21 protein-coding genes are annotated in these 26664 nt (G+C 55.1%); 9 read left to right on the plus strand and 12 right to left on the minus strand.

Features of this window, described 5'->3' with window-relative positions:
- Positions 1 to 152 precede the first annotated feature (152 nt).
- Positions 153 to 1841, plus strand: coding sequence for a sensor histidine kinase (locus K1V27_RS08365; RefSeq protein WP_258929207.1), 1689 nt, complete (start codon positions 153 to 155; stop codon positions 1839 to 1841).
- A 432-nt stretch (positions 1842 to 2273) separates the two neighbouring features.
- On the opposite strand, the gene K1V27_RS08370 is transcribed toward K1V27_RS08365, so the two are convergent.
- Positions 2274 to 5921 (minus strand): DUF748 domain-containing protein, encoded by a 3648-nt coding sequence (locus K1V27_RS08370; protein ID WP_258929209.1) that lies wholly within the window; start codon positions 5919 to 5921, stop codon positions 2274 to 2276.
- Between the two features lie 165 nt (positions 5922 to 6086).
- Complete coding sequence (locus K1V27_RS08375; protein WP_258929210.1) at positions 6087 to 6578, minus strand: GNAT family N-acetyltransferase; 492 nt, start codon at positions 6576 to 6578, stop codon at positions 6087 to 6089.
- A gap of 736 nt (positions 6579 to 7314) precedes the next feature.
- Here K1V27_RS08375 and K1V27_RS08380 point away from each other — a divergent pair.
- Positions 7315 to 7650, plus strand: a complete 336-nt coding sequence (locus K1V27_RS08380) for a hypothetical protein (protein WP_258929211.1) — start codon at positions 7315 to 7317, stop codon at positions 7648 to 7650.
- 322 nt (positions 7651 to 7972) lie between these two features.
- Positions 7973 to 9037, plus strand: coding sequence for a M42 family metallopeptidase (locus tag K1V27_RS08385; protein ID WP_258929212.1), 1065 nt, complete (start codon positions 7973 to 7975; stop codon positions 9035 to 9037).
- A gap of 53 nt (positions 9038 to 9090) precedes the next feature.
- Here the strand turns inward: K1V27_RS08385 and K1V27_RS08390 are convergent, their stop codons facing one another.
- Positions 9091 to 9522: a cyclic nucleotide-binding domain-containing protein gene (locus K1V27_RS08390; protein ID WP_258929213.1), complete on the minus strand. Its 432-nt coding sequence runs from the start codon at positions 9520 to 9522 to the stop codon at positions 9091 to 9093.
- Positions 9523 to 9672: 150 nt separating this feature from the next.
- Between K1V27_RS08390 and trxB the strand changes: the two genes are divergently transcribed.
- Positions 9673 to 10635 carry a thioredoxin-disulfide reductase gene (gene trxB, locus K1V27_RS08395; RefSeq protein WP_258929214.1) on the plus strand — a complete coding sequence of 321 codons (963 nt, stop codon included), beginning with the start codon at positions 9673 to 9675 and terminating at the stop codon, positions 10633 to 10635.
- Positions 10636 to 10701: 66 nt separating this feature from the next.
- Here the strand turns inward: trxB and K1V27_RS08400 are convergent, their stop codons facing one another.
- The 3 genes from K1V27_RS08400 to K1V27_RS08410 all read right to left on the minus strand — a co-directional run bounded on the left by K1V27_RS08400 (position 10702) and on the right by K1V27_RS08410 (position 13632).
- Positions 10702 to 11166, minus strand: coding sequence for a hydrogenase maturation protease (locus tag K1V27_RS08400; RefSeq protein ID WP_258929215.1), 465 nt, complete (start codon positions 11164 to 11166; stop codon positions 10702 to 10704).
- Positions 11167 to 11174: 8 nt separating this feature from the next.
- Entirely contained in the window at positions 11175 to 12638 is a 1464-nt protein-coding gene (locus tag K1V27_RS08405) for a nickel-dependent hydrogenase large subunit (RefSeq protein ID WP_258929216.1), read from the minus strand.
- A gap of 88 nt (positions 12639 to 12726) precedes the next feature.
- On the minus strand, positions 12727 to 13632 hold the full coding sequence (locus K1V27_RS08410) for a hydrogenase small subunit (protein ID WP_258929217.1): 906 nt from the start codon (positions 13630 to 13632) through the stop codon (positions 12727 to 12729).
- A 531-nt stretch (positions 13633 to 14163) separates the two neighbouring features.
- Between K1V27_RS08410 and K1V27_RS08415 the strand changes: the two genes are divergently transcribed.
- Together K1V27_RS08415 and K1V27_RS08420 are read left to right on the plus strand one after the other, a co-directional pair.
- Complete coding sequence (locus K1V27_RS08415; protein WP_258929219.1) at positions 14164 to 15141, plus strand: CoA transferase subunit A; 978 nt, start codon at positions 14164 to 14166, stop codon at positions 15139 to 15141.
- A gap of 36 nt (positions 15142 to 15177) precedes the next feature.
- Entirely contained in the window at positions 15178 to 15945 is a 768-nt protein-coding gene (locus K1V27_RS08420; protein ID WP_258929221.1) for a CoA-transferase subunit beta, read from the plus strand.
- A gap of 52 nt (positions 15946 to 15997) precedes the next feature.
- On the opposite strand, the gene K1V27_RS08425 is transcribed toward K1V27_RS08420, so the two are convergent.
- From K1V27_RS08425 to K1V27_RS08435, 3 genes are all read right to left on the minus strand, one after another.
- Entirely contained in the window at positions 15998 to 17644 is a 1647-nt protein-coding gene (locus K1V27_RS08425) for an amidohydrolase (RefSeq protein WP_258929223.1), read from the minus strand.
- Positions 17641 to 18747 (minus strand): proline racemase family protein, encoded by a 1107-nt coding sequence (locus K1V27_RS08430; RefSeq protein WP_258929224.1) that lies wholly within the window; start codon positions 18745 to 18747, stop codon positions 17641 to 17643. Before K1V27_RS08430 ends, K1V27_RS08425 begins: the two co-directional genes overlap by 4 nt.
- An 83-nt stretch (positions 18748 to 18830) precedes the next feature.
- Complete coding sequence (locus tag K1V27_RS08435) at positions 18831 to 19973, minus strand: M20 family metallopeptidase (protein ID WP_258929226.1); 1143 nt, start codon at positions 19971 to 19973, stop codon at positions 18831 to 18833.
- Between the two features lie 417 nt (positions 19974 to 20390).
- On the opposite strand from K1V27_RS08435, the gene hutI reads away from it, so the two are divergent.
- Together hutI and hutH are read left to right on the plus strand one after the other, a co-directional pair.
- Positions 20391 to 21644, plus strand: a complete 1254-nt coding sequence (gene hutI, locus K1V27_RS08440) for an imidazolonepropionase (protein WP_258929227.1) — start codon at positions 20391 to 20393, stop codon at positions 21642 to 21644.
- Between the two features lie 60 nt (positions 21645 to 21704).
- On the plus strand, positions 21705 to 23234 hold the full coding sequence (gene hutH / locus K1V27_RS08445) for a histidine ammonia-lyase (RefSeq protein WP_258929228.1): 1530 nt from the start codon (positions 21705 to 21707) through the stop codon (positions 23232 to 23234).
- Positions 23235 to 23237: 3 nt separating this feature from the next.
- Here hutH and K1V27_RS08450 read toward each other — a convergent pair whose 3' ends face one another.
- Positions 23238 to 23915 (minus strand): hypothetical protein, encoded by a 678-nt coding sequence (locus K1V27_RS08450; protein WP_258929230.1) that lies wholly within the window; start codon positions 23913 to 23915, stop codon positions 23238 to 23240.
- A gap of 110 nt (positions 23916 to 24025) precedes the next feature.
- The gene (larC, locus tag K1V27_RS08455; RefSeq protein ID WP_258929231.1) at positions 24026 to 25219 is read right to left on the minus strand and encodes a nickel pincer cofactor biosynthesis protein LarC; all 1194 of its coding nucleotides are present in this window, start codon (positions 25217 to 25219) and stop codon (positions 24026 to 24028) included.
- Between the two features lie 141 nt (positions 25220 to 25360).
- Here larC and K1V27_RS08460 point away from each other — a divergent pair, with 141 nt between their 5' ends.
- Entirely contained in the window at positions 25361 to 25726 is a 366-nt protein-coding gene (locus tag K1V27_RS08460; protein ID WP_258929232.1) for a hypothetical protein, read from the plus strand.
- Here K1V27_RS08460 and K1V27_RS08465 read toward each other — a convergent pair.
- Positions 25714 to 26343, minus strand: a complete 630-nt coding sequence (locus K1V27_RS08465) for an HD domain-containing protein (protein ID WP_258929233.1) — start codon at positions 26341 to 26343, stop codon at positions 25714 to 25716. The two genes, K1V27_RS08460 and K1V27_RS08465, sit on opposite strands and share 13 nt — an antisense overlap.
- Between the last annotated feature and the right edge of the window lie 321 nt (positions 26344 to 26664).

Raw genomic sequence — 26664 nt, forward strand, 5'->3', positions numbered from 1 at the left:
TGTGCAGCCAGGTAGCGCCCAAAGCGATTTGTAGCCGGCACCAATTCTCGTGCTCCGGCCCCCTTGCAGAGGTAAACGTTGGCAACCTCCGGGTTCGTTACGGTTCTCAAGAAAGAGATTTTGCATTCCTAACGTAGAAACAGCAGAACGATATGAAAACCAAAAATCAGCAAGGGAACGAAAAGTCCATGCGCAGAGGGTACAAGGTTCGAGAGAATCGGGAGTTGCAGATTCTCATCGACATTTCCTCGGCGCTGCATTGCTCTCCACACCTGAAGGATGTCCTGCAACAGTCTCTAGCCGCTATCTTGCGGACGCTCAAGTTCAAAATGGGTGCCATCTATCTGGTGAAAGATCTGGTGGAAAATCGTTGGTCCATCGAGTTGGCCGCCCACCACGGCTTCTCATCGACCCTGGTGAGCTCGATTCAAGCATTTTTTCTGAGCGATCAGACCATCTCCAGGTTTTTTTCCTCTCAATCCGTACGCTGGTTTCCTCGCGACAGAGTCATTTTTCCCGATCTGCGCGTGCGCATGCAGGAACAGAAAATCAATGAAATTATCTGCATCCCCCTGATGACCCAAAAACGCGTGCTGGGTTTGCTCTATGTGACCAACGACGGGGTCCTTCAACTGAGAGCAGATAAGAGTGAGTTCTTGCAGACCATCGGCCACCAGATCGGCTCCGCCATTGAAAATGCGCAGCTGTTCGATTCGGTGGAACGGGCCAAGACCGAGCTCGAAATCAGTTTTGATGCGATTCAGCATTCCATATTCATCATCGACACCAGGTGGCGAATATATCGTATCAACAAGACCAGTGAGAGTGTTTACGGGAGGGACCTGATCGGAAGAAAGTACACCCGTATTCTCTATGGGCAGGAAGATCCTCCTGAAGCCTGCCCGATTTTGACATGCCTCAAGACGGCTCAGCCGGTTCAAGGGGAAGGACCGCATGCGCGCTGGGGGGGGTACTTTAGCTATTATGCCTTCCCGGTGTTCAACACCGCAGGCGTGCTCGAAAGGGTGGTGTACTACGAAAAGGATGAGACCGAGGCGCGAAAACTGGAGCAAAGGCTGCAGCAAAGCGAACGGCTGAAAGCCCTGGGCACTTTGGCGGCCGGCATTGCCCATGAAATTCGCAATCCTTTGGCAACCATCAATTTTAACACCCAGATGCTGCAACGGGAGCTTTCCCTGGAGGCGGTTCAGCAACAGATGTTTGAAGACATGACGCGGGAGATCAAAAAGATCGATCGAATCGTGCAGCAGGTGCTCCATTTTGCCCGACCCCGGGAGCCGCAGTTCCTGCCCAACCAGCTCAATGAGGTCGTGAGGTACTGTGTCGATCTGGCCAAGGTGCATTTACGCAAAGCCGGCATTGGCATGTTTCTTGACCTCAGTGAAGATATTCCGCCTCGGGTGATGGATTTCAACCAAATCAGCCAGGTGGTGATGAATTTGATCATCAACGCCATAGAAGCCATGCCCGGAGGCGGACAGATTCACGTCAGGACATTGCCGCTTCCGCAGCACTCGGCAATTTCTCTGGAAATCAGCGATAGCGGGCCGGGCATATTGGAGCAAGACAAAGAGCGGATATTCGACCCGTTCTTCACCAGAAAGCCGGACGGTACCGGGCTTGGCTTGAGCATTTCGCGGCAAATCCTGGAGCGCCACGGTGCCTACATCGAGCTTGACAACTCCCGCGAGCACGGGACCACGTTTCGCATCATCTTTCCTCTGACCAAGACCCCGGTGGACGGTCAGGGGCAAATTGACGGGCAAACGCCAAGGCCGGTTCTACTCGAGGAGAAAATCGGCCGCCATGGATTGCACTGAAACATTGTCCGGGCCTGCGCAGCAACCTGCGGTTGGCGATTGCTTTGCCACTGTTTCCCGGCACCGTCTAAGACGGCACCTTTTCAATGTGGCATTGAGAGCACTTCGCGCCGTTTTGAACATGACGGTCAGGGATCAGCCACAACGCTCTTAGCTTTAACCAGTATAGAGATCATACCGATGGACTCGCCCCGTGGTTGCTTGTCGGGTTCATTCGTTGCTCCGCCGACTGTCGCTCCCTCAAACAGGACTTCAAGTCACGATAGTAATTCTCAATGCAAGTCCACTGGCCACGGTCGTTGCGGGTTATACTGCCGTTGGAATCAAAAGCATGGGATCGACTTTCATGACCGAAAAGCCTGCAATGATTCTTCTCACCCGGACAATCCGGCCATCGTCCAAGGGCTGCAGTTTGTTCTGAACCCGGTGCCTTCATTTGACTGATAGAGTGGCGCAGCTGGCGGTCTTAATGCTCTTTTCCTGCGGTTCCAGGGACTTCGGTGACACGACGAATATTCTCCTGGGGTCGACTTTGCCGCTGGTTGCAAGAAAGTCCACTACGCTGGCAGCTCTTTTTCGGGCCAATGCGCGCAATTCTTCAGGACCGACCTGCACGAAAGCCAAAGCGAGCTTTTGCCTGGGCTGATCCTTTGGGTGATGCGGCGTGTTCGTGCTTCCAGCCGTTTGGGAGGAGCCGGCCACCTCGGTTTCCCCTTGCGGTGGTCGCGATATTGACCGAAACATCTGCCGGTTACCCCCGGCATCATCCGCTGGCGGCGGCTCAGCCTGTGCCTTCTGTTTTTGCTCCTTCAGGGCGGCGGTGTCTTTCTGCTTATCAATATAGCCGGAAACGTCCAGTTGTAATTTGGGCCTTTGATCCAGGGCCTTTGCCACGATTTCAAGTTTCTTGGCGGCCTGTGTTGTGATTTCGTCGCTTCCCGGGTCGAACGTGACGTAACTGAGGTCTTCTCCCTTGGCGGCTCCGAAGATTGATCCCAGTAAAGCGAAGGGCGCCGTGATGACTTTTTTGAAGACGTTTGAAACGGCCCCCTTGATGATTTGCGTAAAATCGAACTTGGGATTGTCGATCTCCCCCGAAACGGGAATGTCCAAGACCATGTCGCCGTCTCTGTTCTGCAGGACGGACAGGGCAAATTTGAGCGGCAGGTCCGACGCGCCGGTATCTGCTATCTTGTCACCCAGCTGAAGTTTCTCGAATTTCAAGTGATGATACGCATTGAGCTTGCTGCTGTCGATTTGATAGAAAAATTTGAAGTTTAACTTGCCTTTTTCTATGGGGTAGCCGATGAACTTTCTGGAGTAAGGGTTGGCCAGAGTGAGATCCAGATTGCTGCCGGCAAGCTGCATGTCCATAAACAATTCTTCTGCCAGCGGATTGATTCTGCCGGAGATTTCCGCCGGCGCGTACTCTTCCAGTTTTGCCTTGATGTGGACGTCGGCGCTGGTTCCTTTTTGGGAAGACAACCCGGTGACGGTGCCCGTCGCCTGGTAGAAGCTGGCATGGAAATTGGGTTGAATGAGGTCGTCCGTGAAGTCGATAATGCAATCCTTGAGTGCGATCTGTTTGACGGAGATGGGCATGGGTCCCTTTGTGGCCCCCGCTGGCCTATTCGCTGCTCTTGTTGCTTTCCCGCCGGTTTGCGCAAAGCTCTCCGCCGGGGGAGAAACCACGCTTCCCTTTGCAGATTCGGATTGCCGCTTGCCGCCTGCAGACAACGGCATGTCTTCCTTCTCTTTCAATACCTGTCGAAAGTTGATGGTCCCATCCGATTTTATCCTCACGTAGGAAGTGAGCTCGACCAGGTCAACCTTCTCGATGTTCAGATGCAGTGGAGCATTCCCCGCATCGACTCCCTCTAGAGCAAAAGTTTTCCAGCTTACAATTTCTTTGTCTTCCCTTCCCGGTAATGAACTGAAGTCTGTCACGGAAATGTCTCCGGAGTAGCTGGTCCTGGCTTCATTCGGGCGCGCCAGATCGATTATGGTGCGGCCTGCTGCCGAAAGCCGTCCTCCCGTGATGTACACTCTGACAAAATCGCGATAGTAGCGTTCAAAGGGAGTGATTTCAACGTCTTCCACGGTCAAGTCGAGATCGGCGTAAAAAGGATCGAGCCTAATCTTGCCAGCGGCCGACAACTTGCCGCTATTGTTGATCAAAAAAGCTAACCCGATGGTGCTCTCATGGCCGGCAATCGTGGAGAAGTCGGCCAGATTGAGCTTCAATTTGTCTACGGTGACGGTGACCGGCCTGGGGGTCCCGAGGTCTGTGGCGTGCAAGGAATAATCGTTAAAGTCGGCACCCTTCAAGGATATGTGCCATGGTTTGCCGGATTGTTGTGTTTTTGCCCCTGGCGACGGTTCCATTTGAGAATCAAGTGCGGGCAGTAATTTTTGCAATGAGAGCGTACCGTCTGCATAACGGGTGAGCTTGAGGGTTCCATTGCTGGAAGAAATCTGATGGAGGTTGAGCCGTTTTCCGGTGAGATCGAATTCTCCTCCCTCGAGTGTCATGCTGCCGATGTTAACGAACTCTTCCCCCTCCTTGGTGTGGAGCTTTACAGAGTTCAACGAAGAATGGATAGTATTCAGTTTGATCCAGGGTCCATGTCCGCCTTCTGCATAGTGGCAGTCAGCGGAAAAGTTCAAACCGCCGCCACCGAGATCGAATGGAATCCGGTTTCCATAGTATGGAAAATACTTGGCAAGCGATATTTTCGAAAATTCCACGGTGCCGTTTGCGACCAGAGGGTCGAGGGACATGCCGCCCTGCACCTTGATGGATTCCCCTGCTTCCGTCTTTGCCGAGAGATGAACGTCGACCCTCGATTTGGGGACGTTGGTGAAATGTTTCATGGTCAAATCGATTGCACTCACCGTCGTCGCAAACGAGCCTGGAACTGCGGAGTCGACGAAGGTTATGGTCCCGTCGGACACGGCCAATTCATCCATAGTGAACATAAATCCGTTGTCACGGGTGGCACCTGCCTCTGCCGCCGAATCTTTCTCATCCGGTACATAAAGTGCCGCAAGGTTTATTTTGCCACTCTTGGCACGGCTAATGTTAAGCTCCGGAGATTGGACGTGCACCCTGGAAATTTGCAGTCGACCCGCAAAGAGGTCGTAGTCGTCAACATCGATCTCGATTCCATCGCCGGCGAACAACTGGTCGTCCTGTAACGAGAGCAGCTTGAGATCGCTCAGAACGGCGTTACCGGATAGTTTGAGCAATGCTCGTCCCGCTTCTGATCGGGCAAAGTCGACCTTGGCCTGCAGGTTCAATTTTCCCGATGCCAACTGGAGGTTCAGCTCTTGCGGCAGGTAAGCGGCATAATAAGTGCTGTCCACGTCTTGGATGGATAGATTGGCTGTGCCCTTTGGGGGATGGGTAAAGAGCTCAACATAACCACTGATGGTCACCGGGCTGTGGTTAACTTTCGCGGTCAAGCTGGGCTCGATTCTGGCCCCCTCCTGGTTGCCTGTGTTATCAATCAACGGCACACTCACGTCAAGGTCGTCAACGGAATGCGTCCTGTTGTGCAGGCCATCGACAATTTCGATTCGGCCATCGATCAGTTCGATGTGGCCAATCGAAAACCTGACCGGCCGGGATGCATCCTGTGCATCCTGTTCGGCGGCTGCTCCCTTATCCGGCAGCAGATCCGTGAAGTTGAATCGTTCCTGATCGATTCGGACCACTCTCACGTAGGGTTCTTCCAGAGCAATTTGCTCGATGATTAGGGCGCGCTGGAATAGCGAACTGATATCCAGGTTGATGTAAAGTTTCTGGAATGATGCAAAGGTTTGCCGAGACGATTCTTTGTCTTTAATGTCGAAACCGTCTATTTGCACGGTGAGAGCAAAGGGGTTCAGGTAGAGCTTTTCAATGGCAACCTGGCGCCCGGTCTGCTCAGAAACGTTTTTCACCAGGAGCGCTTTGATGATTGCGGGTAGAACCAGGAAGCCTGTGCCCGAGTAGAGCAGCAATAATAACAGTAGGGCCAGACCCAGCTGCTGGAGTCTGTTCAACTGCCCAAGTCTTTTGGGAAACCTGATTTTCATGGGTGTTTTCCGCCCATTTCCGTCGGGGAAGCATCCCAACCTGTAAGGCGGACTGCTTCCGCAATTGGAATGAAATACCCGTGTTACGGTGTGCAGAGCAAATGATAAGGATCCGTTTCGCGTTCAATCCAGAACGAACCCGTTCGAAGTGGCTGGCTGCTCTTTCTATAAGAACTTATACATGGCGAAGTAGAGATCATTCTGAGTCGGATTCCCCGTCTTTACGAACCCTTGCTTTCTATAAAACGACTCTGTGCTCTTGAATTTGGTCACTTCTACTTCAATTTCGGCAATCCCGGCTTTGCGGTAGCGTTCTTCACAGTGTTGGTAGAGCATCGCTCCGTAGCCTTTCCTGGCATGTTCTTGAGAAACTTGGATAGTTCGAATAAAGCGTCTTGTGCCTCGCTTCATGATGATCGCACAACCGATCAATTCTCCTTCATCGGTTCGCAGCATCACCAGGAAGCCTCTGTCAATTTCCTCCTTGAGGTTCTCGGGGGTGGCAAAAGCGCACAATCTCTCCAGCTGCTCTTCGGTGTATTCCCCTTGATTGTAGGCCTTAGTATTGCCGCGGATCAGCTGTGCAACTTGTTCTGCATCCGAGTCGTTGATCGTCTCGACTTTTCCATCCAAGTTGTCAATTATCCGAATCTCCATAGTATTTAAGCACCTGCCGTTCCATGAAATTGATCCCTTCGAGTCGTATCATCCTAGCGGAATTTGACTTTGCGGGCAATGGGTTTTCACGGTTCGGGGCAGGATCGTGTGGGTGCAGAATATAGCCTTTGTGAGGAGCGTTGGAACAAATCGAACCCGTTTTTATGTCACCTGCCGGTTGTCAAGATGTCTCAGTATTTCGTTGTCCCTTTGGCAGGACACGTTCTGTTCGTTTTGGAACATAAATTGCAAAAGTTGCCAACGTGAACCTCGACTTCTCGTATTCCATCGGCTCGGCATACGTCTTCACAATCAAGTTATGCGGATGTGCCGCTCGTTTGTCCAAACAATCAATTGCCAATCGTCGCTTGTTTCATTTCGATTCGCTACCTTTTCCTGATCCGCCCGCTGCTCCTTTTCAGACTGCAACCGGAAGTTTTTCAGTCGCAGTACAGCGATTCTCATTTTGGACGGCAGACCTGGTGTCGGATGGGTACAGCGATAGCGCAACCCATCATTGAGGAAGCTTTTAGCGGGTTGCGGCGCGAAAAACCGCGCCTCCACCCACCCTGCGGCAAACCAGCGGAGCCCAAAATGAGAATTGCTGGTGGCAGTACCAATTTCTTTTCTCGGCGGGAAGTCATAGTGTATGATTTGAAATCGCTGTACGGGACTATTTGCAGACTCTTGGACCAGCAGGGCAGGCGGCCACTGATACGCCAGGAATGAGGATTCGATGGATGCCTTGATAAGGCAAGTGAACAAAGTTCGATCTTGGGATGAGTTCGAATGGGAAGAATGGGTACCGAAGGAGGTCAGAGTTCAGATAATCGAATTCTGGAAGTCCAATGGACCCCGCGCATGGCTCAATGACTTCGTGAAGGCTACGGATTTCTATGGGGCTCCGGTCTATGGCGCAGTGGCCACCTTTTTTAACATTTACGATAGGCTGGTTACCGGGCGATTCATTCACTGCTGGAGAAACATCGGCAGAGTGGTCACTGAGGACGGAAACTGTCACTGCGTTTGTTGCCACAAGTATTACAATCCTATGCGCTTTGATGCCCCATGATGAGTGTGTTCAGTGGGTGTCGCTCACTATATATCGCTTCCACGATTGAGTGGTTGTGCAGCTGCTGTGCCTGGTTGCCTGGCTTAACCCGGCCCGTCCGAAGTCCTGAATCGTTTTGTTGAGATCTCTATGACAATGCTAAGATGAGAGCAAACCAATCCAGCATTGGCATGGCCCCGGCCCCCCGCACTCAAATGCCGTGATGGGCTTGCCAAACAGGGTCGTGCCGTGTTTAATGCGCGGTTCCAATACAAACCGGCCTTGACAAAATCATTGCAGGTGCATGAGACTGCGGGCAAATAGAGAGAGATGAGGAGAAAGGATGGATTCAACCGAACGATTGCTCAGGGAATTGTCTGAAACCCACGGGGTTCCGGGCCATGAAACCGAGATTCGTGCTGTGGTTCGCCGTCATTTGCAGGACTCGGGCAGGTTTGATCACGACCGTATCGGGAGCCTGGTCTGCCGTACCGGACAAGCGGGGCCGCGTGTCATGATTGCGGCCCACATGGATGAGATCGGCTTTATGGTCAAGCTCATTACCGAGGAAGGATGCCTCAGGTTTCTGCCGCTGGGCGGCTGGTGGGACCAGGTGCTGCTTGGGCAGCGGGTGGTGATAAAGACTCACCAGGGCGATTTGCCGGGAGTAATCGGTGCCAAACCTCCTCATGTGCTTCCACAGGAAGAGCGCAAGAAGGTTATCGAATTAAAGGATATGTACATTGATGTGGGGTTCACATCCAAAGCGCAAGCCGAAGAGGCGGGGGTTCGCCCGGGAGACCCGGTGGTTCCCGATGCGCACTTTCAAGTCACCATCAACAACAAAGTCTATATGGGAAAAGCCTTCGATGACCGGGTAGGGTTGGCGCTGCTGATCGACGCAGTCAAGCATTTTTCTTCGGCGTCCCATCCCAACATTTTGTATGGTGTTGGGACGGTGATGGAGGAGGTGGGCCTGCGCGGCGCAAAAACCAGCGCCAGTTTGGTTGACCCCGATGCAGCCATTATTCTCGAGGCGGACATATGTGGCGACGTCCCTGGAATCAAACCGGAGGAATCAAATGTCAAGTTGGGTGGCGGGCCAAGCCTCGTGCTGCTGGAGGCCAGGATGATTCCTAACGTTAAATTCAGGGACCTGGTGATGGATGTGGCCAGGCTGCTGGATATCCCTTTGCAGTTTTCCGCCGGCCTGGGCGGGTCGACCGATGGCGGGCAGATCCATCTCCACGGCTGCGGTGTACCCACAATCGTTTTGGGGGTGCCGACCCGCCATATTCACAGCCATGTCGGCATCATGCATCGCGATGATTACGACAGAACGCTGCAATTGCTCATTGCTCTCATAGAGCGCCTGGATGAGACGGTCGTCCAGGGTTTTTCTCAATAGCAACCTGGCGCAAAGCAAAGGAGATTGCAGCAGGGTGGCCACTGCTGCGGGAGCTATCGTTTGGCCAGGCTGAGCTTCTGGTAGCTTTCCATGAGCCGGCCTGCGATGATTCCCGCAAGCCTTCGCATGATCAGTAGACCCTCATGCGGGTAGCGCTCGAACAACCGGAGCAGTCGCTCGCCATCAAGCTTCATGACCTTGCTGTCCATGGCAAACTCAGCCGAAGCGGTATATTTTCTGGGCTCCACCAATGCCGACCAACCGAATATGGAGCCCGGTTCTGTAATGGGGAAAACGACTCGCTTCTCTCCTTCCACGATAATCGCCACTTGCCCGTCCTCCAGCAGGTAGAGGTAGTCGGCGTCGTCTCCCTGGCGAAAAAGAACCTGTTCTGCAGCGTGGTTTTCCTCTTGTGCGAACCCTGCGATTTCGTTGATGATGTGCGACGGAATCCGGTCAAAAAGTTCCAGTTCCTGGATGTACATGGCAATCCTCCTTCTCTGTTGCGTTGCCTACCCATCTGCAAAGGAAACAGAATTTTCTTGTTGTAATGCTAGCATAGAAGTTGGAAAATTTATACGAATGTTGATGCGGTCTGAACGATATGGGAAATAACACAACAGAGGAGGTTTGTTTTGTCGGATAACTCATTTTACGATCTGATCATTGTCGGTGGTGGGCCGGCCGGGCTCACTGCCGGGATCTACGCCATGCGTGCAGCCCTGAGCACCGTTCTCATTGAGAAGGGACTGGCCGGCGGTCAAGTCGCCAACTCCGACAGCGTTGAAAATTATCCTGGCTTTGAATACGTAACCGGGTTTGATCTATCTCAGAAATTATTGAATCATGCCAAATCCTATGACCTTCCGGTGGTGCAGCAGGAAGTTGCCGAAATCCAGCCCGGCCTGAAGCATCATTCTGTGCGCCTCTCCAATGGGGATAACCTGAATGCCCATGCCGTCATTCTGGCCATGGGGGGCAGCCCTCTGAAACTGGGAGTTCCGGGTGAGGACAAGTATTACGGTAAGGGAGTTTCCTATTGCGCCACCTGTGATGGATTCTTTTTCAAGGGCAAGACGGTGGTTGTGGTGGGAGGCGGGGACACAGCCATGGAGGAAGCGCTGTATCTCGCGAAATTGTGCAAGCAGGTTTATGTAGTGCATCGCCGCGATGCCTTGCGTGCCAGCAGGATCTTGCAACAGCGGGTGTTTGGCGAGTGCAAGATCGAGGTGCTCTGGAACACCGTGGTGACTGAGATCAAGGCAGACGAAGGCGGCGTTTGCGCGGTGCATCTGCGCGACACGCAAACCGCTGCGACCAGGGAACTGGCAACGGATGGGGTATTTGTATTCATCGGTTTTTCTCCCAACAACGCGCTTGTTCCGGCAGGAATCGCCATGAATGCCGATGGCTATGTGGTGACCGATGAGAAATGCGAGACCAAGATTCCGGGAATTTACGCTGCGGGAGATTTGCGCCAGAAATATGCCCGTCAGATTGTAGTGGCGGCCGCAGATGGCTGCACCGCAGCCTTGGCTGCGGCGCACTATATTGAGGAGAAGAAGGCGACTTCAGACACCTGCCAGCTTACCGATTAGGCGTTGTGAGAGAAGCTTGTGCCCGGTAGGTTGCACCGGGCTGCAGCCCTCTGCTTTTCCAACACCTCAAGTTGCCTGGCCGTGACCGTCCAATTCCCTTCGCACCACCTGCACAAGGACCGGAAATTGTGCCGCTACCCGTGCTGAAAGCTCGAGCGACCAGTCGATTCGAGCCGGTTCGATTCCAATGACCAGCACTTCGGGAAACCGAGCCTGTCGCGTCAACGCTAAAACGCGGGAAAGGTCGAAGCCATGCATTGATGCAATACAGTTGCGGCTCTCAAAATGATCGAAAGGCATCCGGTAAATGGTTCCGGGTTCTTTGTCCGCTTTGACCGCATCCACAACAATAATGCGGTCCGCATCTTCCATTTCCGGCAGCGCATCCAAAATGGCGGTGCCCACATCAACCACCGTGACTCCCTCGGGACATCCGGCCTCAAGGAGGGCGCGGGCGACATGCACGCCCACACCCTCGTCAGCGAGCAATAAATTGCCAATACCCATCACCAGTGTTCTACTTTGCTTCATCGCAATTTTTATCCCGTCTTAACCATCACAGGTTCTCCGCTCGGTCGCATTATATGGACCGCACAGGACAAACAAGGATCAAAGGAGTGAATGACCCGCATTACTTCAATAGGCTGCGCCGGATCGTCCACAGGAGTTCCGATTAGCGCCTGCTCCATGGGACCGTGCTGCGCTTCGTCATCCAGCGGAGAAGCGTTCCAGCAGGTAGGAGTAATGATCTGATAGCGGAGAATCTTGTCCTTTGCGATTTCCACCCAGTGGCCGAGAGCCCCTCGCGGCGCTTCGGTGAGCCCCATGCCCTGACCGTAACTTGGACTGGCGAAGTCATTGTATACGGGATTTCCCGGCGTGAGCCCTTCCAGCCATTCACGCATCGCTGCTGCAATTTCCTGGGTCTCGTAGGCTCTTGCCAGATGACGCGCCATGACGGAGGGCTTGCCCGGGTTGTAGATACCATTGACCCACATCCTGGCAAGTGGTCCGACTTCAAAAGGTTTTCCCCTGTAGCGCGGTGCCTTGAGCCACGAATAGGCGCTCTCTTTCGGATAGGCAGGGAGCGTGACTCCGTTTGCGGGGTTCAAACGGGATGCCGCATCGTCATACCAGGAATACCCAACCGATTCGGTTATAGCATTGGTGTCAATCAGGTCAGAGGCTTTGCCCAATTCGATGGTTCCTCCCCTGAGCAGCTTGCTGGTGCCGTCCGGATCCAAATCGAAAACCCCGAACGCCAGCAGATTTCCACAGCCGGCGCCTATGGCTTGCGAATCATCTTCAGACCCGTATTCATGATATTTCTTGGCCAATTCCACGACATCCGGGATGTAGACGTTTCCGATAAACTCAGTCAATGTTGATAAATAGCTACCGAATTGAGCTATGCGCTCTGCTGTCGGCACAGCAGTGAACCCGCCGGGAATGTAGGTGTGCGGGGAAGGCATTCGGCCTCCAAAAACCGCACCCATTTCATGGGCGTGACGTCTCGCCTCAATTGCCCGCGGAAGGCTTTCAGACACGCTCCAACCCCGATTTGGACCGACATTCCAGGCGGGTGTCCAGGGTGCACTCTCGGGTCCCGGGCAATAGTCGAAGGCTGCCAAGAGGTAGAAGTGGAGGATGTGGGATTGGATAAAATTGGCGCCGAGAACCAAATTGCGCAGCAAGCGAGCATCGTCGGGAGGAGCTGCGCCGCGCGCGTTCTCGATGGCCATAACCGACGCCATGCCATGGGAAACGGGGCATACCCCGCAGATACGTTCGGTCAAAATCGGTGCATCCTTTGGGTCGCGTCCCTGTAAGATGGTCTCAAACCCGCGGAACAGAGTGCCGGTGCAGCGCGCGTCGACGACTTGACCGCCCTCGATGCTCACTTCCACCTTCATGTGCCCTTCTATGCGGGTGACCGGATCCACTATTACCGCTTTTTGTGTAGTCACTTTGTTTACTCCATTGATCGGATCTAGTGTGCTCATTCGATCCTCCTGTATTGCGCTGATTAAGCTTTACTACTCATGGTGTCTTGGTTTCAGCCGGTCAATGAGCTGAGCTCGGCCAGGATGTTCAATCCCGATAAAACGGGGAAAACTTGTCCGGAAAGCCGTTTTCAGTGCATGCCAGGCAGATGGCATTGGCCCCAACGCACCAGTTTGTTCCGTTGTTCCACAGGCGAGTCGAACAATCGGCCTTGCATTCGGGGCCTCTACAGCCTAACTTTTTCAAACAAAGTCCATCAGTTCCAAAAGTTGCAGCTTTTCCGTCAACTTCTTTTCGAGGACACTTCTTATGAACGCCGGACTTGCCACTGAAAAGCTCTTTCGGTCGGCCGCTGGAATCCAGTTTCGGTGACAGCCCGGCCAGCAACTGGGCAAAGGTCCAAACCATCCAGTCGGGGTGAGGAGGACATCCGGGAATATTTATGGTACTGCCCCCAATGATCTCGCGAACGCTTCGAATACTTGTCGGATTGGGATTTCCTGCCGGAATACCCCCAAAGCTCGCACAAGTGCCGATGCACAAGACTGCGGCGGCGCCCCCCGCTAATTCCGTCACAGCCTCCAGCGCCGTTACCTCCATGCCGGTGCGAGGATCGGTCCACACGATACACGTATGGCCATCAAATGCCGTTGGAATGCCGCCGTCGACAGCCAGGATATATCCCCCGGCCTGAGCGGCATCGAACAATGTGGTCACGGCCAGATCACCCGCCGCCCCCATCAAATTTGGATGAAAAGTCAAATTAATGGTATTGATGAGAAGGTCTCCCACATCGAGCGCCCCTGCATGGGCCACGACATTGGCCAGTGAAACCGTGCAGCCGGTGCAGTTGGCGCCATTGAGCCACAGGACGGGTGGGGCTTCTGCAGCCGCCAGGGCTTTCTCAAGAAGTTTCACAACCGAGAGATCCAGACCAATGGTCGCGGCAGATGCTATGCAATACTTGAGAAAACTTCGCCTCGATACTTTCATGCTCTCTCCTTTGCATTGGGTTAAAAGGGCAAGGTTTTCTCTGGCGAGAAACACTTGCAAATTGGGATGGGTGGTGAAAGCTAGAAGTATGCCAATGCAGTATAACAGATTGAAATAGCAATATATTGGTTGGATAATGGCGTTCAGGACTTGAATTCAGAGCTTTGAAGTTTTCGGTTCGTTGCGGATCCGGAATCCAGCAATTTTGTGGTTCCCCCGATGCCCGCCGGCGTAGCGGGACTACCTTGGAATGATGTAAGGCGGGAATGATCGGACAAGTTCCCGGGTCCTCATTGGTTTGGTGAAAGCGCAGCAAGGGAGCCGTATGCTATTCTGTACATCGGTGTAGTCAAGGCCCTACACTCGGTTTTGATGATTGTTGTTTAAAATTGGACTCCAAGTAGACTGGGCTGAGTCACGCACAGGGGGCGATTCGGCCCGGTCTGCGCAATAAACACAATGCCCCAAGCTATAGCCTCTGAGCCCTGAATTCTGTATGCTCAAAGAAACGGATTGGAAAGGAGAACAGGGTTGGAAGCTGGATCTGATAAAGTGATGAGTCTGCGGGAGGCCGTCAAGCGGTTTGTCCAGGATGGCAGCCATGTTTCCATTGGTGGCTTTACCGTCAGCCGCAATCCCATGGCGGCGGTCTATGAAATCATCCGGCAGAAAATCAGAAATCTGCATCTGTATGCCCACTCCAATGGTCAGGGCGTAGATGAGCTGATTGGGGGAGGCTGCGTATCCCGCCTGGAAATCGCTTATGGCGGCAGCGGCCGGTTTGCTCCCACCTGTGTGCGTTTTCGCAAAGCCGTCGAGCGAGGGGAGATCACTGTCGAAGATTACACCAATTATCAAATGACCCTGCGGTTTCTTGCCGGAGCCATGGGCATACCTTTTCTGCCCACACGCTCGTCTCTCGGGACCGACATCGTCAGGCTGTGGGGGTTTGACGAAACGATGCGAGCGGTGGAAGAGAAGGTTCCCGATAAGAAACTGGTGGAACTGGAGAACCCCTTCGGCCAGTGGGGCGATACAAAAACTGTTATTCTAGTGCCGGCCGTTTTCCCTGATGTGACCATCCTCCACGTGCAGCAGGCCGATGAACAGGGCACGGCGCGGATTGAGGGCTTGAGCTTTGCAGATATCGAACAGGCTAAGGCCGCCCGACATGTGATCCTGACCTGCGAAGAGCTGGTTCCCACCGCTGTTCTGCGGAAGAATCCTGGGTTGAACCAGATTCCCTTTTTGCATGTGGACGCCGTGGTGCCCGTGCCCTTTGGGGCCTATCCCACCGCCTGCTATCGATACTATGATTACGACGCGGCATTTCTCAAAGCTTACCGCCTGGCGGCACAGGACGACGGTCGCTATGGGCAGTATCTGGAGCGCTTTATTTTCAGTGTCAAAGACCACGCAGGAATGCTCCATCGGGTGGGGCAGGAACAGCTGCAGCGCATCAAGGCCGACACGTCCAGGGGATATGCGGTGGGTTTGGATAGGCGTTAGTGCCGGCGGGTGAATGTCAATCGAAAGAGGATTTGCATGACTGATTTTACAGCACGAGAGATGATGGCTGTGGCAGCGGCGCGTCACATCAAAGACGGCGACATCGTATTTTGCGGTACCGGCATTTCCCTGCTGGCGGCCATGGCAGCCAAGCATATCAGCGCTCCGCGCAGTGTCATTTTTTTTGAAACGGGAGCCATCGATGCGCATTTGGAAGAGCTCCCCCTCTCTGTTGCCGATTCGCGCATCATGTACCAGGTTTCGGTCAACGGCAGCCTGGCTGACGCCTTTGCCACCATGCAGAATCGCCGAACTGGAAGGCAGGTGGTGGGAATCATCGGGGCTGCGCAAATCGATCCCTACGGCAATTTGAATTCAACCGCCATTGGCGACTATTTTGCTCCCCGGGTACGACTTGCCGGCAGTGGCGGGGCCTGTGACGTAGCGTCCTTGGTAAATCGCACCATCATCTTCATGCAGCACGAAAAGAGAAAATTCGTGCCCAGGCTGGATTATCTGACCACGCCCGGCTGGATCGACGGACCCGGCGGCCGAGAACGACTCGGGCTTTCCCGCGGGGGACCGTACGCCGTCATCACCAACATGGCGGTCATGCGCTTCGACGATGCGAGCAGGCGCATGTACCTGGAAGGATATTTCGAAAAAACCACACCCGGGGAAGTGCTTCAAAACATGGGGTTTGCAGTGGATGTTTCAAGGGCGCGGCCGGTCCCACCCCCCAGCCCACGAGAGCTCTCGGTTTTGAGGGAACGCTGCGACCCGCAGCGCTTGATTTTGGGGTGAAACGGGACTGCCTGCAGCCGCCAGGGGCGAGCCAATTCGCAGGCGGAACGGATCAAAACCGAGCGCTGCGATGCACGATTCGTCCGTCGAAAATGGTCAGATCCACCTGTGCGTGAAGGATCTCCGCGGGATCTATGGTAAAAATGTCCCGGTCGAGGACGATCAGATCCGCCTTTTTGCCGGGTGTGATGCTGCCCAGCTCATCTTGCAGGCCATAGGCGCGGGCCGGAGTTGTGGTGAGTGCCTGCACGGCTTCGGCAACGCTTATACGGTGTTGCGCATACCAGCCACCCGGCGGAGTTCCATCCTCCCTCTGGCGAGTGACGGCGGCATGAATCGCCACCAGGGGGCTCGGACTGGCGACCGGGCAGTCGGAACCGAGGAGCAGCGGTATGCCGGCATCCAGCATGGCACGAAAGGAATAAGTCCATTTGCCCCTGGCGCCGACGCATTTGTCGATCATATTGATATCCAGGATCATGTTGTGGGGCTGCACACAGGCCACGACGTCCAGGCGCGCCAGCCGCTCCAGGTCTTGCGGGCGGATCATTTGAACATGTTCGATGCGGTGGCGCAGCAGCGGCCGTGCGGTTTTTCTGCAAGGCGTCTGCGACCGCTTATGCTCGAGTGATTCGAAGAGGGTTGTCAGTTCACGATTGGCCCGTTCTCCAATGGCGTGAATCATCACCGCGAATCCGGCTTGATCGGCCCGGTCAACCGCTGCAATCAGTTCTTCCATGGGCGCCAGGGGCATCCCCAGGCCGGCATCCAGGTAAGGATCGATCATCCAGGCGGTACGAGCTCCCATGCCGCCGTCGGCAAAAAATTTGACGTGCCCGATGCGCAGCCGGTCGTCGCCGAATCCGGTTCTCAGCCCCAGCGCGATGGCATCGTTCAGGCGTTCACAGGGGATGCTCGCCCAGCACCGCAGATCGAGTCCGCCTGCCGCCCTGATCCGCTGCCAACTGCGGAAAGCGGGCACCCATTCGATTCCGCCCGGTATGCGAACATCGTTCAGCCCCGTGAGTCCCATGCCATGCAGGGCCGATATGCCCTCACACATGGCCTCGACGGTCTCTTCTTCGCTCGGCTCGGCAATGACGGATTTGACTAAATTCGGTGCCATTTCTCGCAGAATGCCGTCAGGCGAGCCGTGCTCATCGCGCCCGATCACTCCCTCCGGCGGGTCGGGGGTATCCTCCCGGATGCCGGCCAGTTCCAGGGCTCTGGAATTGACCACCGCCAGATGCAGGTCGCACCGCCACAGCATCACCGGATGATTGGGCGCAGCGGCATCCAGCTCCCTTTTGGTCGGGATTCGGTTCTCGGGCCAGTCGGCTTCGTTCCAGCCCTGGCCCAATATCCAGCTGCCGCGAGGTTTTTCACGGGCAGCGGCGGCTACGCGCTCGATCAATTCGCCGAACGATCGAACATCCGTCAGAACCAGATTGCGCCGGCCCAGCGCCCAGTCATAAAAATGGAAATGCGAGTCGGTCATGCCCGGCAGCGCCAAACGACCATTCAGGTCGATGAATTCAGTTTGCCCATGGGCCATCGATTTGATGGTGTCATTTCTGCCCACCGCCACAATCCGGTTTCCGGCAATGGCTACTGCCCGGGCTCTCGGTTTCAGGGGGTCAAGGGTGCGAAAATCTCCATTCAGGAGAATCAGGCCTGGAGCAGCTGGGTGGTTGGTCATGCCAGGAATCCTCGCGGGAAAGGATCATCGGCATCGAGCACGAATTCGTGCATGCCCGTGATATGGGCAGACCCGCAAACTTCACCGACCACCGCGGGAAGATGGCCCACCTGGGTTACGCCGACGATCCGTCCCTCGAAGGTCGGCCCAAGCGGGTTAGAGTTGGCAAAAGTCTGGCCGACGTGCAGCTGCCTGCGGTGATGCAGCAGGGTCATTTTGGCGGCAGTGCCGGTACCGCACGGTGATCGATCCATGTGCGCTTCTCCGTAAACGACAATGTTCTTGCCGTTCAACTGCGCATGTTCCGAAGGATCATAGAATTCAACAACATCGATGGTGTTCACTTGCGGCCGCAGGGGATGGTGCACCTCGAGCTGCTCGTTGGCAACGTCTATGATGGTCATGCCCAGCTCGGTAAGAGCTCGGGCATTTGCCACGGTCACATCCATGCCAATCTGCTCGCAGGACACCATGACAAAAAAGCCGCCCACGCAGACGGTGTCCACCCGTATCGATCCTATTCCGGGGATATCCAGTGATTGATTTGCGCCGTAGACAAAGGAGGGAACCATTTGCATGGCCACCGCATCCACTCTGCCCGCTTTGATTGCGGCTCGCGTGTGCACGGGCCCGGACGGAGTGTCCACCACGACGGCTGCATGCGGCCCTCTGGGTTGTACCACGCCCGCTTCGATCAAAGTGGTTACGGCACCCATGGTGGCGTGGCCGCAGAGCAACGGATAACGCCGTGCATCCATATAAATCAGGCCAAAATCAGCACCTTCCGTGACCGCTTCCGTGACCGCCGCCGCCAGCATATCACGGTGGCCGCGCGGTTCGCTGGTCAACAAACATCGAATGGCATCCAGGTGGGTTCGGAAATACTCGAGCTTGGCCGGCATGGTTTTTCCGGGCAGCGGTGGAATGCCCGCGACGATGAGCCGGGTCGGTTCTCCAGCGGTATGCGAATCAATGGTCAAGATGCGGGAGGGGAATCGTCTCTGCAGGTGCTCCCTGATCCCGGCCCGGTTGATTATGGAACCCGGGCTGGTTCCGTTGGCATGGATTGCGCAGCCCGATGCAAGTGATGCTTGTGAGCTCAAAACGTGCACTCCTTGAAATCGAATCGTTTCGCTGCCAGTGTAAACAAAGATGCGCCGTTCCACAAACACAAATCATGCAACGGCTAACGGTCCGCCAGTCGCTTGATGATCCCGGCGAGGAGTGCCGCGCGCTCGATAAGGCTGGGCACTTCAATGCTTTCGTTATCGCCGCACATGTCATGGCAGACGGGCCCCAGCGCGTCCAGGGTGGCAACCCCCAGGGCAGAGGCAAAACAGCCGTCGGAGCCGCCGTATTCTTCGCAGGCTTCCAGTTGAAAACCGAGGGATTCAGCCACATCATTGGCAAGATGAAGGAACGACTCGGTCCGTGCGTTAGGTTCCATGGGGGGACGGGTCATTGCTCCGCGCAGCTCGATGCCAATGCCCGGCAGTATTGGGCTGCCGGCCACGTGTCTCACCTGCTCCTCCACTTCTCCGGTCAATGCCGCGCCGCGAATTCGCACGTCGATGGCGGCGAACGCCTGTGCCGCGGTAACCTGGCGCGATCGACCTCCCTCCACCAGGTTGACTGACACTTTCACTCCTCGCTGCGTATCGGTCAGCGACTCCAGTGCGAGAATCTTGAAGGCCAGTTCGCGTGACGCATTCAATCCGTCGGAGTCCGGCTTCAGCACGTGAGCCGCTCTCCCATGGACAGTCAGGTAGAAAGAACCGATGCCCCAGCGACGGACGGCGATCGAAGTCGGTTTCGAACATGGCTCCATGACCATCACGTGGGTGGAGCGGCGAGCCAGTTCTTCGATGTGAGGACGTCCCAAAACGCTGCCGACTTCTTCATCGGCGGTCAGGAAGACGGACAGTGATGGAGTCTGCTGGTTGGCATGCTGCAAGGCTTTGAGGGCATATATCATTTGTACGATGCCGCCCTTCATGTCGCCGACTCCCGGACCAAACGCCAGCTTGCCTTCTCTCCGAAAAGGCCGTGCAGCCGCGGTTCCCGGTGCAAAAACGGTATCCAGGTGGGCGGAAAGGAACACCTGTTTAGTCCCCGCACCGGGTCTCATCGCGCGGACGTGATTGCCGAAGTCCTTTTCTGGCACGGTTTCCGTTTTGAAACCCAGCTTCCCGAGTTCCTGTGCAATGATCGATCCGCATTCGTTGACCCCTTGTACGCAATAGGTGCCGCTGTCTATATTCACCAGACGTTCGAGCAGGGCCAGCATTTCTCGCTCATTTTCCTGCAGAAATTTCAATGCCTTTTGCATATCGAATGCTCCTCTTCCCGGCACCCTCCACTGGGAGTTTGTCCGCGAATTTCCTCTCCCCTGTTTTTCGGGAAGCGGTCCTCGACCTTGAGTTCTGACGACAATACTATAACTTCCAAGCCAATGCTTTTGCTGCAGGTTGTTGAGCTGCGCGTATTGCGTGACGAAACCCAACGCCTTTTGTGCTGAATTTCGCACCTCAACCCAGCCCACTTGGAAACCAAAATCATTTTCTTGAACAGTATATTCCGCAAAGAGTGTTGCAAAGGGTTTGTCGAACATAATAATGATCGGACAAGGGTTTTTTTAGCCTGCGGGTTTTTTGTCTGGATCAATGCAGGGTATTGCTTGCCGTGGTGACCATGGCAAGGTAACTTAGGGAGCCGAAGTCTTGCGGGAAGGGAGGCGCATATCATTATGATCGGCAAACTGTTCAGGAACGCCCGCATCTTTACCCCCATTGATCGGGGCGTCCCGCTTGCGGGGAAAAATCAGGGCCAGGTGGCTTCCTTTGAGAGGGGTGCCGTTTATGTGCACAATGGGGTAATCGAAATGGTCGGTCCGGAATCTCAAATTATGGATTCCATCAAGACCCGTCAGGTGGACCTGGAAGTCGATTGTCGAGGACTCTGTCTCATTCCAGGGTTTGTGGACTGTCATACCCATATGTGCTTCGCTGATTTGAGAGAAGACGAATTCGAGCTGCGACTGGCGGGAGCGGATTACCTGGAGATACTGCGCAAAGGCGGGGGAATTCACTCCTCAGTTCGGGCGGTGCGCCGGGCCTCGGAGGAGGAGCTCTTTGCCGGGACTAAACGGCGCGTGCTTCGAGCCCTTGGATTCGGCACAACAACCCTTGAAATCAAGAGCGGATACGGGTTGGATACGGAAACGGAGCTTAAGATGCTGCGGGTTATTGCACGGGTCGGCAGAGAAACCGTACTGGATGTCGTTCCTACCTTCATGGGGGCGCATGCCGTGCCCGGGGAGTCGGCGGGCAATCCGGACGACTATGTGCGCCTGGTCGTGGAAGAAATGCTGCCGCGCGTGAGAACACAGGGCATTGCACGCTTTTGTGACGTGTTTTGTGAAGCTGGCGTTTTTTCACTGGAACAGAGTCGCCGAGTACTGCTCGCCGCCCGCGACCATGGTCTGGGGGGCAAAATTCACGCGGATGAAGTCAACGACCTGGGTGGCGCTCGACTCGCCGCTGAAATGAGAACCGTTTCGGCGGAACACCTGCTGGCGGCCGGGGACGACAACCTGCGTGCTATGGCAGGGGCCGGTGTGATTGGCGTATTGCTGCCCGGCACCGCCTACAGCCTGCGCAAGAAATTGGCGCCGGCAGGACGCATGCGCGATCTCAACCTCCCCCTGGCCATTGCCACCGACAGCAATCCGGGTACCTGTTACACAGAATCGATGCCCTTCGTGTTCGGCCTGGCGGTGATGAATACGCATCTTTCACCGCAGGAGGCGCTGGTGGCGGCCACCCTGAATGCTGCCTATGCGGTCAAGATGGAAAAAACAGTGGGAAGCCTGCAGAAGGGCAAACGGGCGGATTTTTTGCTGCTGGAAGGCAGGGGCCCGGCGGTTTTGGCCTATCATGCCGGGGTATCACCGGTGGTTGCCGTGTACAAGCGGGGCGAGCTGGTGGCCGGCTCGGGTTGATCGAACGGCTGGATGGGGGGCGTCACATTGTCAATCAACGGCTCAGTTTGAGGGCGGCTGATGCGCAAGATAACCCTTGGTGCAACGGGAATGACACTGCAGGATCTGGTGGATATCGCCAGGAACGATATCGGAGTGGAACTGGCGGAGGAAGCCCGGCGACGCATCATTGCAGCAAGAAGGCTGATCGACCGGTGGGTGCAGGAGGGCAGAGTCATGTATGGTGTCACCACCGGCTTTGGCGCCCTTAGCGAAGTCACCATATCGGGTGAAGATACCCGCAAACTGCAGATGAATATCTTGCAGAGCCATGCGGCGGGAGTCGGTGAGACCTTGGATGTGGAAACCGTGCGGGCGGTATTGAGCTTGCGAATCAAGGATCTGGCCAGGGGCAATTCGGGGATTCGGCTGGAAACCGTCAATCGGCTCGTTGAACTGCTCAACAAAGGAGTCTATCCTGTGGTCCCGGAAAAGGGATCCGTCGGGGCGAGCGGTGATCTGGCGCCCCTGGCACATCTGAGCTTGGTGCTCATAGGATTGGGTGAAGCCGTCTATAAGGGAGAAAAAACTTCCGGCCTGGAAGCGTTGCACAAAGCCGGACTCGATCCTCTCCAGCTGGAAGCCGGCGAGGGTCTTGCATTGGTGAACGGAACCCAAGTCTCCACTGCCATCGGGGGACTTGCCGTGTACGACGCCATACAGCTTTCCAAACTGGCGGACATTGCCGCAGCCATGAGTCTGGAAGTGCTGATGGGAAGCAGAACCGAATTTGACCCCAGAATCCATAAGTTAAGGCCTCATCCCGGGCAGGCCGCGGCGGCCGATAACATGTTCCGGATGATTGCCAACAGTGAAATCATTTCATCCCACAGAGACTGCAGCCGCGTGCAGGATGCCTACACTCTGAGGTGCTCTCCGCAGGTGCACGGAGCGAGCAAGGACGCTCTGGGATATGCCGGGAAGGTTTTCGAGACCGAGATCAATTCGGCAACCAATAATCCCCTGTTCATCGAAGAAACCGAGGAACTTCTGCTGGGAGGGAACTTCCACGGTCAGCCTCTGGCGCTGGCGGCCGATTTTGCCTGCATGGCCGTCGCAGAACTGGCCAATATTTCGGAAAGGCGCATCGAACGGCTGGTCAACCCACAGCTCAGCGGTCTTCCGGCTTTTCTGGTGCGGGACGGGGGCCTCAATTCGGGTTTTATGATAGCCCAGTACACCGCGGCATCCCTGGTATCGGAAAACAAGATCCTGTGTCATCCCGCCTGTGTGGATTCAATACCGACTTCCGCCAACAAGGAGGATCACGTCTCCATGAGCACGATTGCCGCACGCAAGCTGCGCGAGATCACCCGCAATACGGAAAACGTGATAGCCATTGAACTGCTGTGTGCCGCCCAGGCGATGGATCTGTTCACCAACCTGAAACCGGGGGAAGGTTCGCTGCTTGCCTATACTGCCATTCGCAAAGAAATCCCGGGGTTGAGCGAGGATCGAGTGTTGTCACGTGACATCCGCTCAATGGTGCGGCTTATGGCAAGCGGGGCAATCCTTGCTCCGGTGGAGCAGGCGGTCGGAAAATTGCACTGAAGCTCATTCGGGTACACAGACTTTGAACTTCATAAGATCAGCCTTTTCCAGGCATCTTCCATCCTTGAGGTCCGTCGGATTCAGCTCGCTGCCGTTCAGCAATGCGGCACGACAGGCTTTCCAAAATACGGCTTCACGACTTTTCAGATACTTCGCAAGAGTTCTTCCCTCCAGCAAGACGCCACGTGCCAGAAACTGCGGGCCCAATTGGTCGGCCACCAGATTGAAGAGTTTCAGCGTTATCATCCCTGCCTCGTGCGGCCGCTGTTCACCGCCCCGCTGGTAGGCGATGCTGCGCCGCAGTGCTGCATAGTGGCCGCCTCTGCGCATGGTGGCGCCAACCAAACCGGGCATGGCAGCGGAGAGGGCCAGTGTCGAACCGTCTTCCAGTGTGGCGGCCTGCATGTCGTCAACCGGTTTGCCATCCAGAAAAACGGTGCTCAGGCGCTCTTCCACATAAGCCGAATCGATCTGCAGTTGCTCACAAAGCAGTTCCCTGACGGAAATTCCTGCCCGGGTGGCAATCCTAAAGCCCCCCTGCAGAATGTGGCAGAAGTTTGGGAGTCTTGTAAACTCCAGGATCAGTTCTTGATATTGACCATTGGGCGGGTTGTTGTGCGGCATATCCTTCTCGATTCCCCCACGGCATCGTGGCTGTTGTTTGGCAGGAGCCTGTCCCAAGATGCCCTCACTGCCTTGCTCCGATGTCAACTCAAATTCAGCAGCGCCCTTGCTTGCGCATAGCAAAAAATCGACGGCATGCCTGCAGCGTATCGGGAAGCAGCGCGGGCTCATCCGCCGGAAACCCTCGGCAGGGCGCAGGCTGACTTGGCAGCATCTGCAACGTCTTTTAGCGGCACGTGGTGGTTGCGTGCCGCTTTCTTACAGTCCTCATACTCCGGTGAAACGTTGATGATGTGTTGACCCGCAGTGGCGATTTTGCAGCGGATTATTCCGTAGGGGGTCTCCACCTGGATTACGTCCCGCTGGGCTTTCAAACGGTTCTCAAGTCTCCAGCGCATTCCGATGGTGGTCGTTTCACGCAAAATCATGTCAGCGAGTCGTTGCACATTGTCCGGCCGGCAGATGACGGTGAGCAGGTTGCCCGGCCGGTTCTTTTTCATCTGAACGGGCTTGAGGAGAACATCGTAGGCACCCATTCGCAGGACTTTTTCCATCACGTAATCGTAAATCTGCGGATTCATGTCGTCGATGCCGGTTTCCATGACCGCAACGGTTTCTGTTTCGTACCCGGCGTTTTCCACACTCTCGCCGATCATGAGGCGCAATAGATTGGCAACGGGCAGATCGGCCTGCCCCGCGCCATAACCCGCGCAATGGGTGATCATCGGCGGCATGCCTCCAAACTCATGGGTGACGGTGGAGAGAATGGCGGCGCCGGTGGGCGTCAGCAGTTCTCCCGCAACCCCGGTAGAATAGATGGGCTTTCCCGTCATCAGTTCTACCGTAGCCGGAGCGGGCACCGGCAAGATTCCGTGCCGGCAGCGGACCGTTCCACTGCCGACATGAATCGGCGAGCAATAGATTCGCGTCACTCCCAGAAGCGACAGGCCGGCAATCGCCCCGACCACATCCACTATGGCATCAACCGCGCCCACTTCGTGAAAATGTATGTCTTCTGCATCGGTCATGTGAATTCTGGCCTCCGCTTGGGCCAGCCGCTCGAATACCGCGGTGCTCCTCTGCTTCACCGGCATTGGCAGGTCGCTTTCGGCGAGGATTGCGGCAATATCATGCAGGTGCCGCGCATGTTGGTGATGGAAAGACTCATCCACCAGAACTTCCACCTGAGTGCCCGCGATCCCGTTTTTCAGCACTTTTCTTGCCTTGATTTGATAGTGGGAGAGGTTGAGTTTGGACAATTCCTCTTCAAGTTGCTTCAGGCTGAGGCCGGCGTCGAGCAGAGCGCCTAAAATCATGTCCCCGCTGGCTCCCGAAAAACAATCGAAGTAGGCAATGCGCATCAGTCGTTCTCCTCCATAGTGGGGCGTAGGGTGGGCATCATTTGCCGCAGATTGAAATTCTAGCAGCTATTTACTAATTTTTCGAGAAACTCTAGACTATCCATTGTGGCAGATTACTTCATGAGCAGGAGATGTTGCGATATGACACTGGAAGGTGATCTGGTGCTTGTTCATATGGACGAAGCTCCGGCATTTTTTGCCCGGATAGAAGCCATAACCGCGGATGTCAAGCCGGGTTGGTTTCAGGTGAAGATGCTTGTTCTGCAAATCCCTCTGGTCGTAGTTACCTGGATTCTGCGAGAAGCATATATCAATGGAGAAGAATTCACTATGGGCGGCCGACCCATGCGCATCACCAAGGTGGTGGCGCCTGCGGAAAATATCTTGGAACCGGAACCCGAGACCGCCCCTCGGCCCATTCCGGAGTCGAAACCGTCGCCCCAAGCTTCTGGTGCAGAAAAGGTGGTTTCCCTGGCAGAACGACGCAAGAAGAATCAAGGTACGTGATGGCGTTCCCACCAGTGATCGTTTCCTTCGAACCACCATGAAGAAGAGTCGGTTTCCAGGATTTGTGCGGCCAAATCCCGCCCGATTTGTGTTTGCAGACGTTTCAGGGCGAAATGGATCCATCGAGCGGCATAGCTGTTTCCCAAATCCTGCTGCTCTTTGAGCTCCAGAATGAGATCCAATTGATCCGCGTCGTGAGCCAGCTTTGCCGCGGTCGATTCGCCCTGGCGATATTCTTCCCACAGTGCCTCGATATCGGCACCGAAAGGCAGTGAGCGGGCCAAGTCCTGCATTGCGCCTTTTTCGTCTACCTGGACGTAGTGCTTGTTGACATAGTTGAGATCACCCGTTCTGGCTTCGGGGACGTCGTGAAACAGACATAAACAAACAACGCGAAAGCAATCGGGATATTCTGCCAGATGGCTCAGGGTGTAGCCGATCATAGCCACGCGGAAGGAGTGAGCCGCGACGGATTGGCGGCCGGATCCGAGGAATTGGAACCCTGAACGGGGAGTCTTTTTCAGCATGCCCAACTCGAAGAAGAAATTCGCTATGTTCTTGTGCCCATTGGGAGTCTGCCGCTCTTTGCTTTGATCGCCGGAAGATGTCGCATCCATTTTCACTGCAGATATCCACCTCGCTTCAGGTTGGTTCGGCACGGCGGATAACCGGCCGATACCGCCCCATGAGTACTGCTCGTTGAGCCCTCGAAAAACTGCCGCAAGAGGCGCACTGCCGGTTTTTATAGGGCCCTGCATGGTCTTCGGTGAATGAGTCGCAAACATTGTAGCAAAGGTTGGGGGATTGTCAAATTGTCGAAAAAGGGGCAATGAGTCGCAAAAATTTGCAAATTTTTTTTTATTGAATTGACAGCCGATCATCACATTGGCTAGACTAAACAGTCTATCTAATGAAAATTGTTAAAAATTAACTATGTT

Origin of the sequence: Desulfoferrobacter suflitae, assembly GCF_022603395.1 — a bacterium.
GTDB lineage: Bacteria > Desulfobacterota > Syntrophobacteria > Syntrophobacterales > Syntrophobacteraceae > Desulfoferrobacter > Desulfoferrobacter suflitae.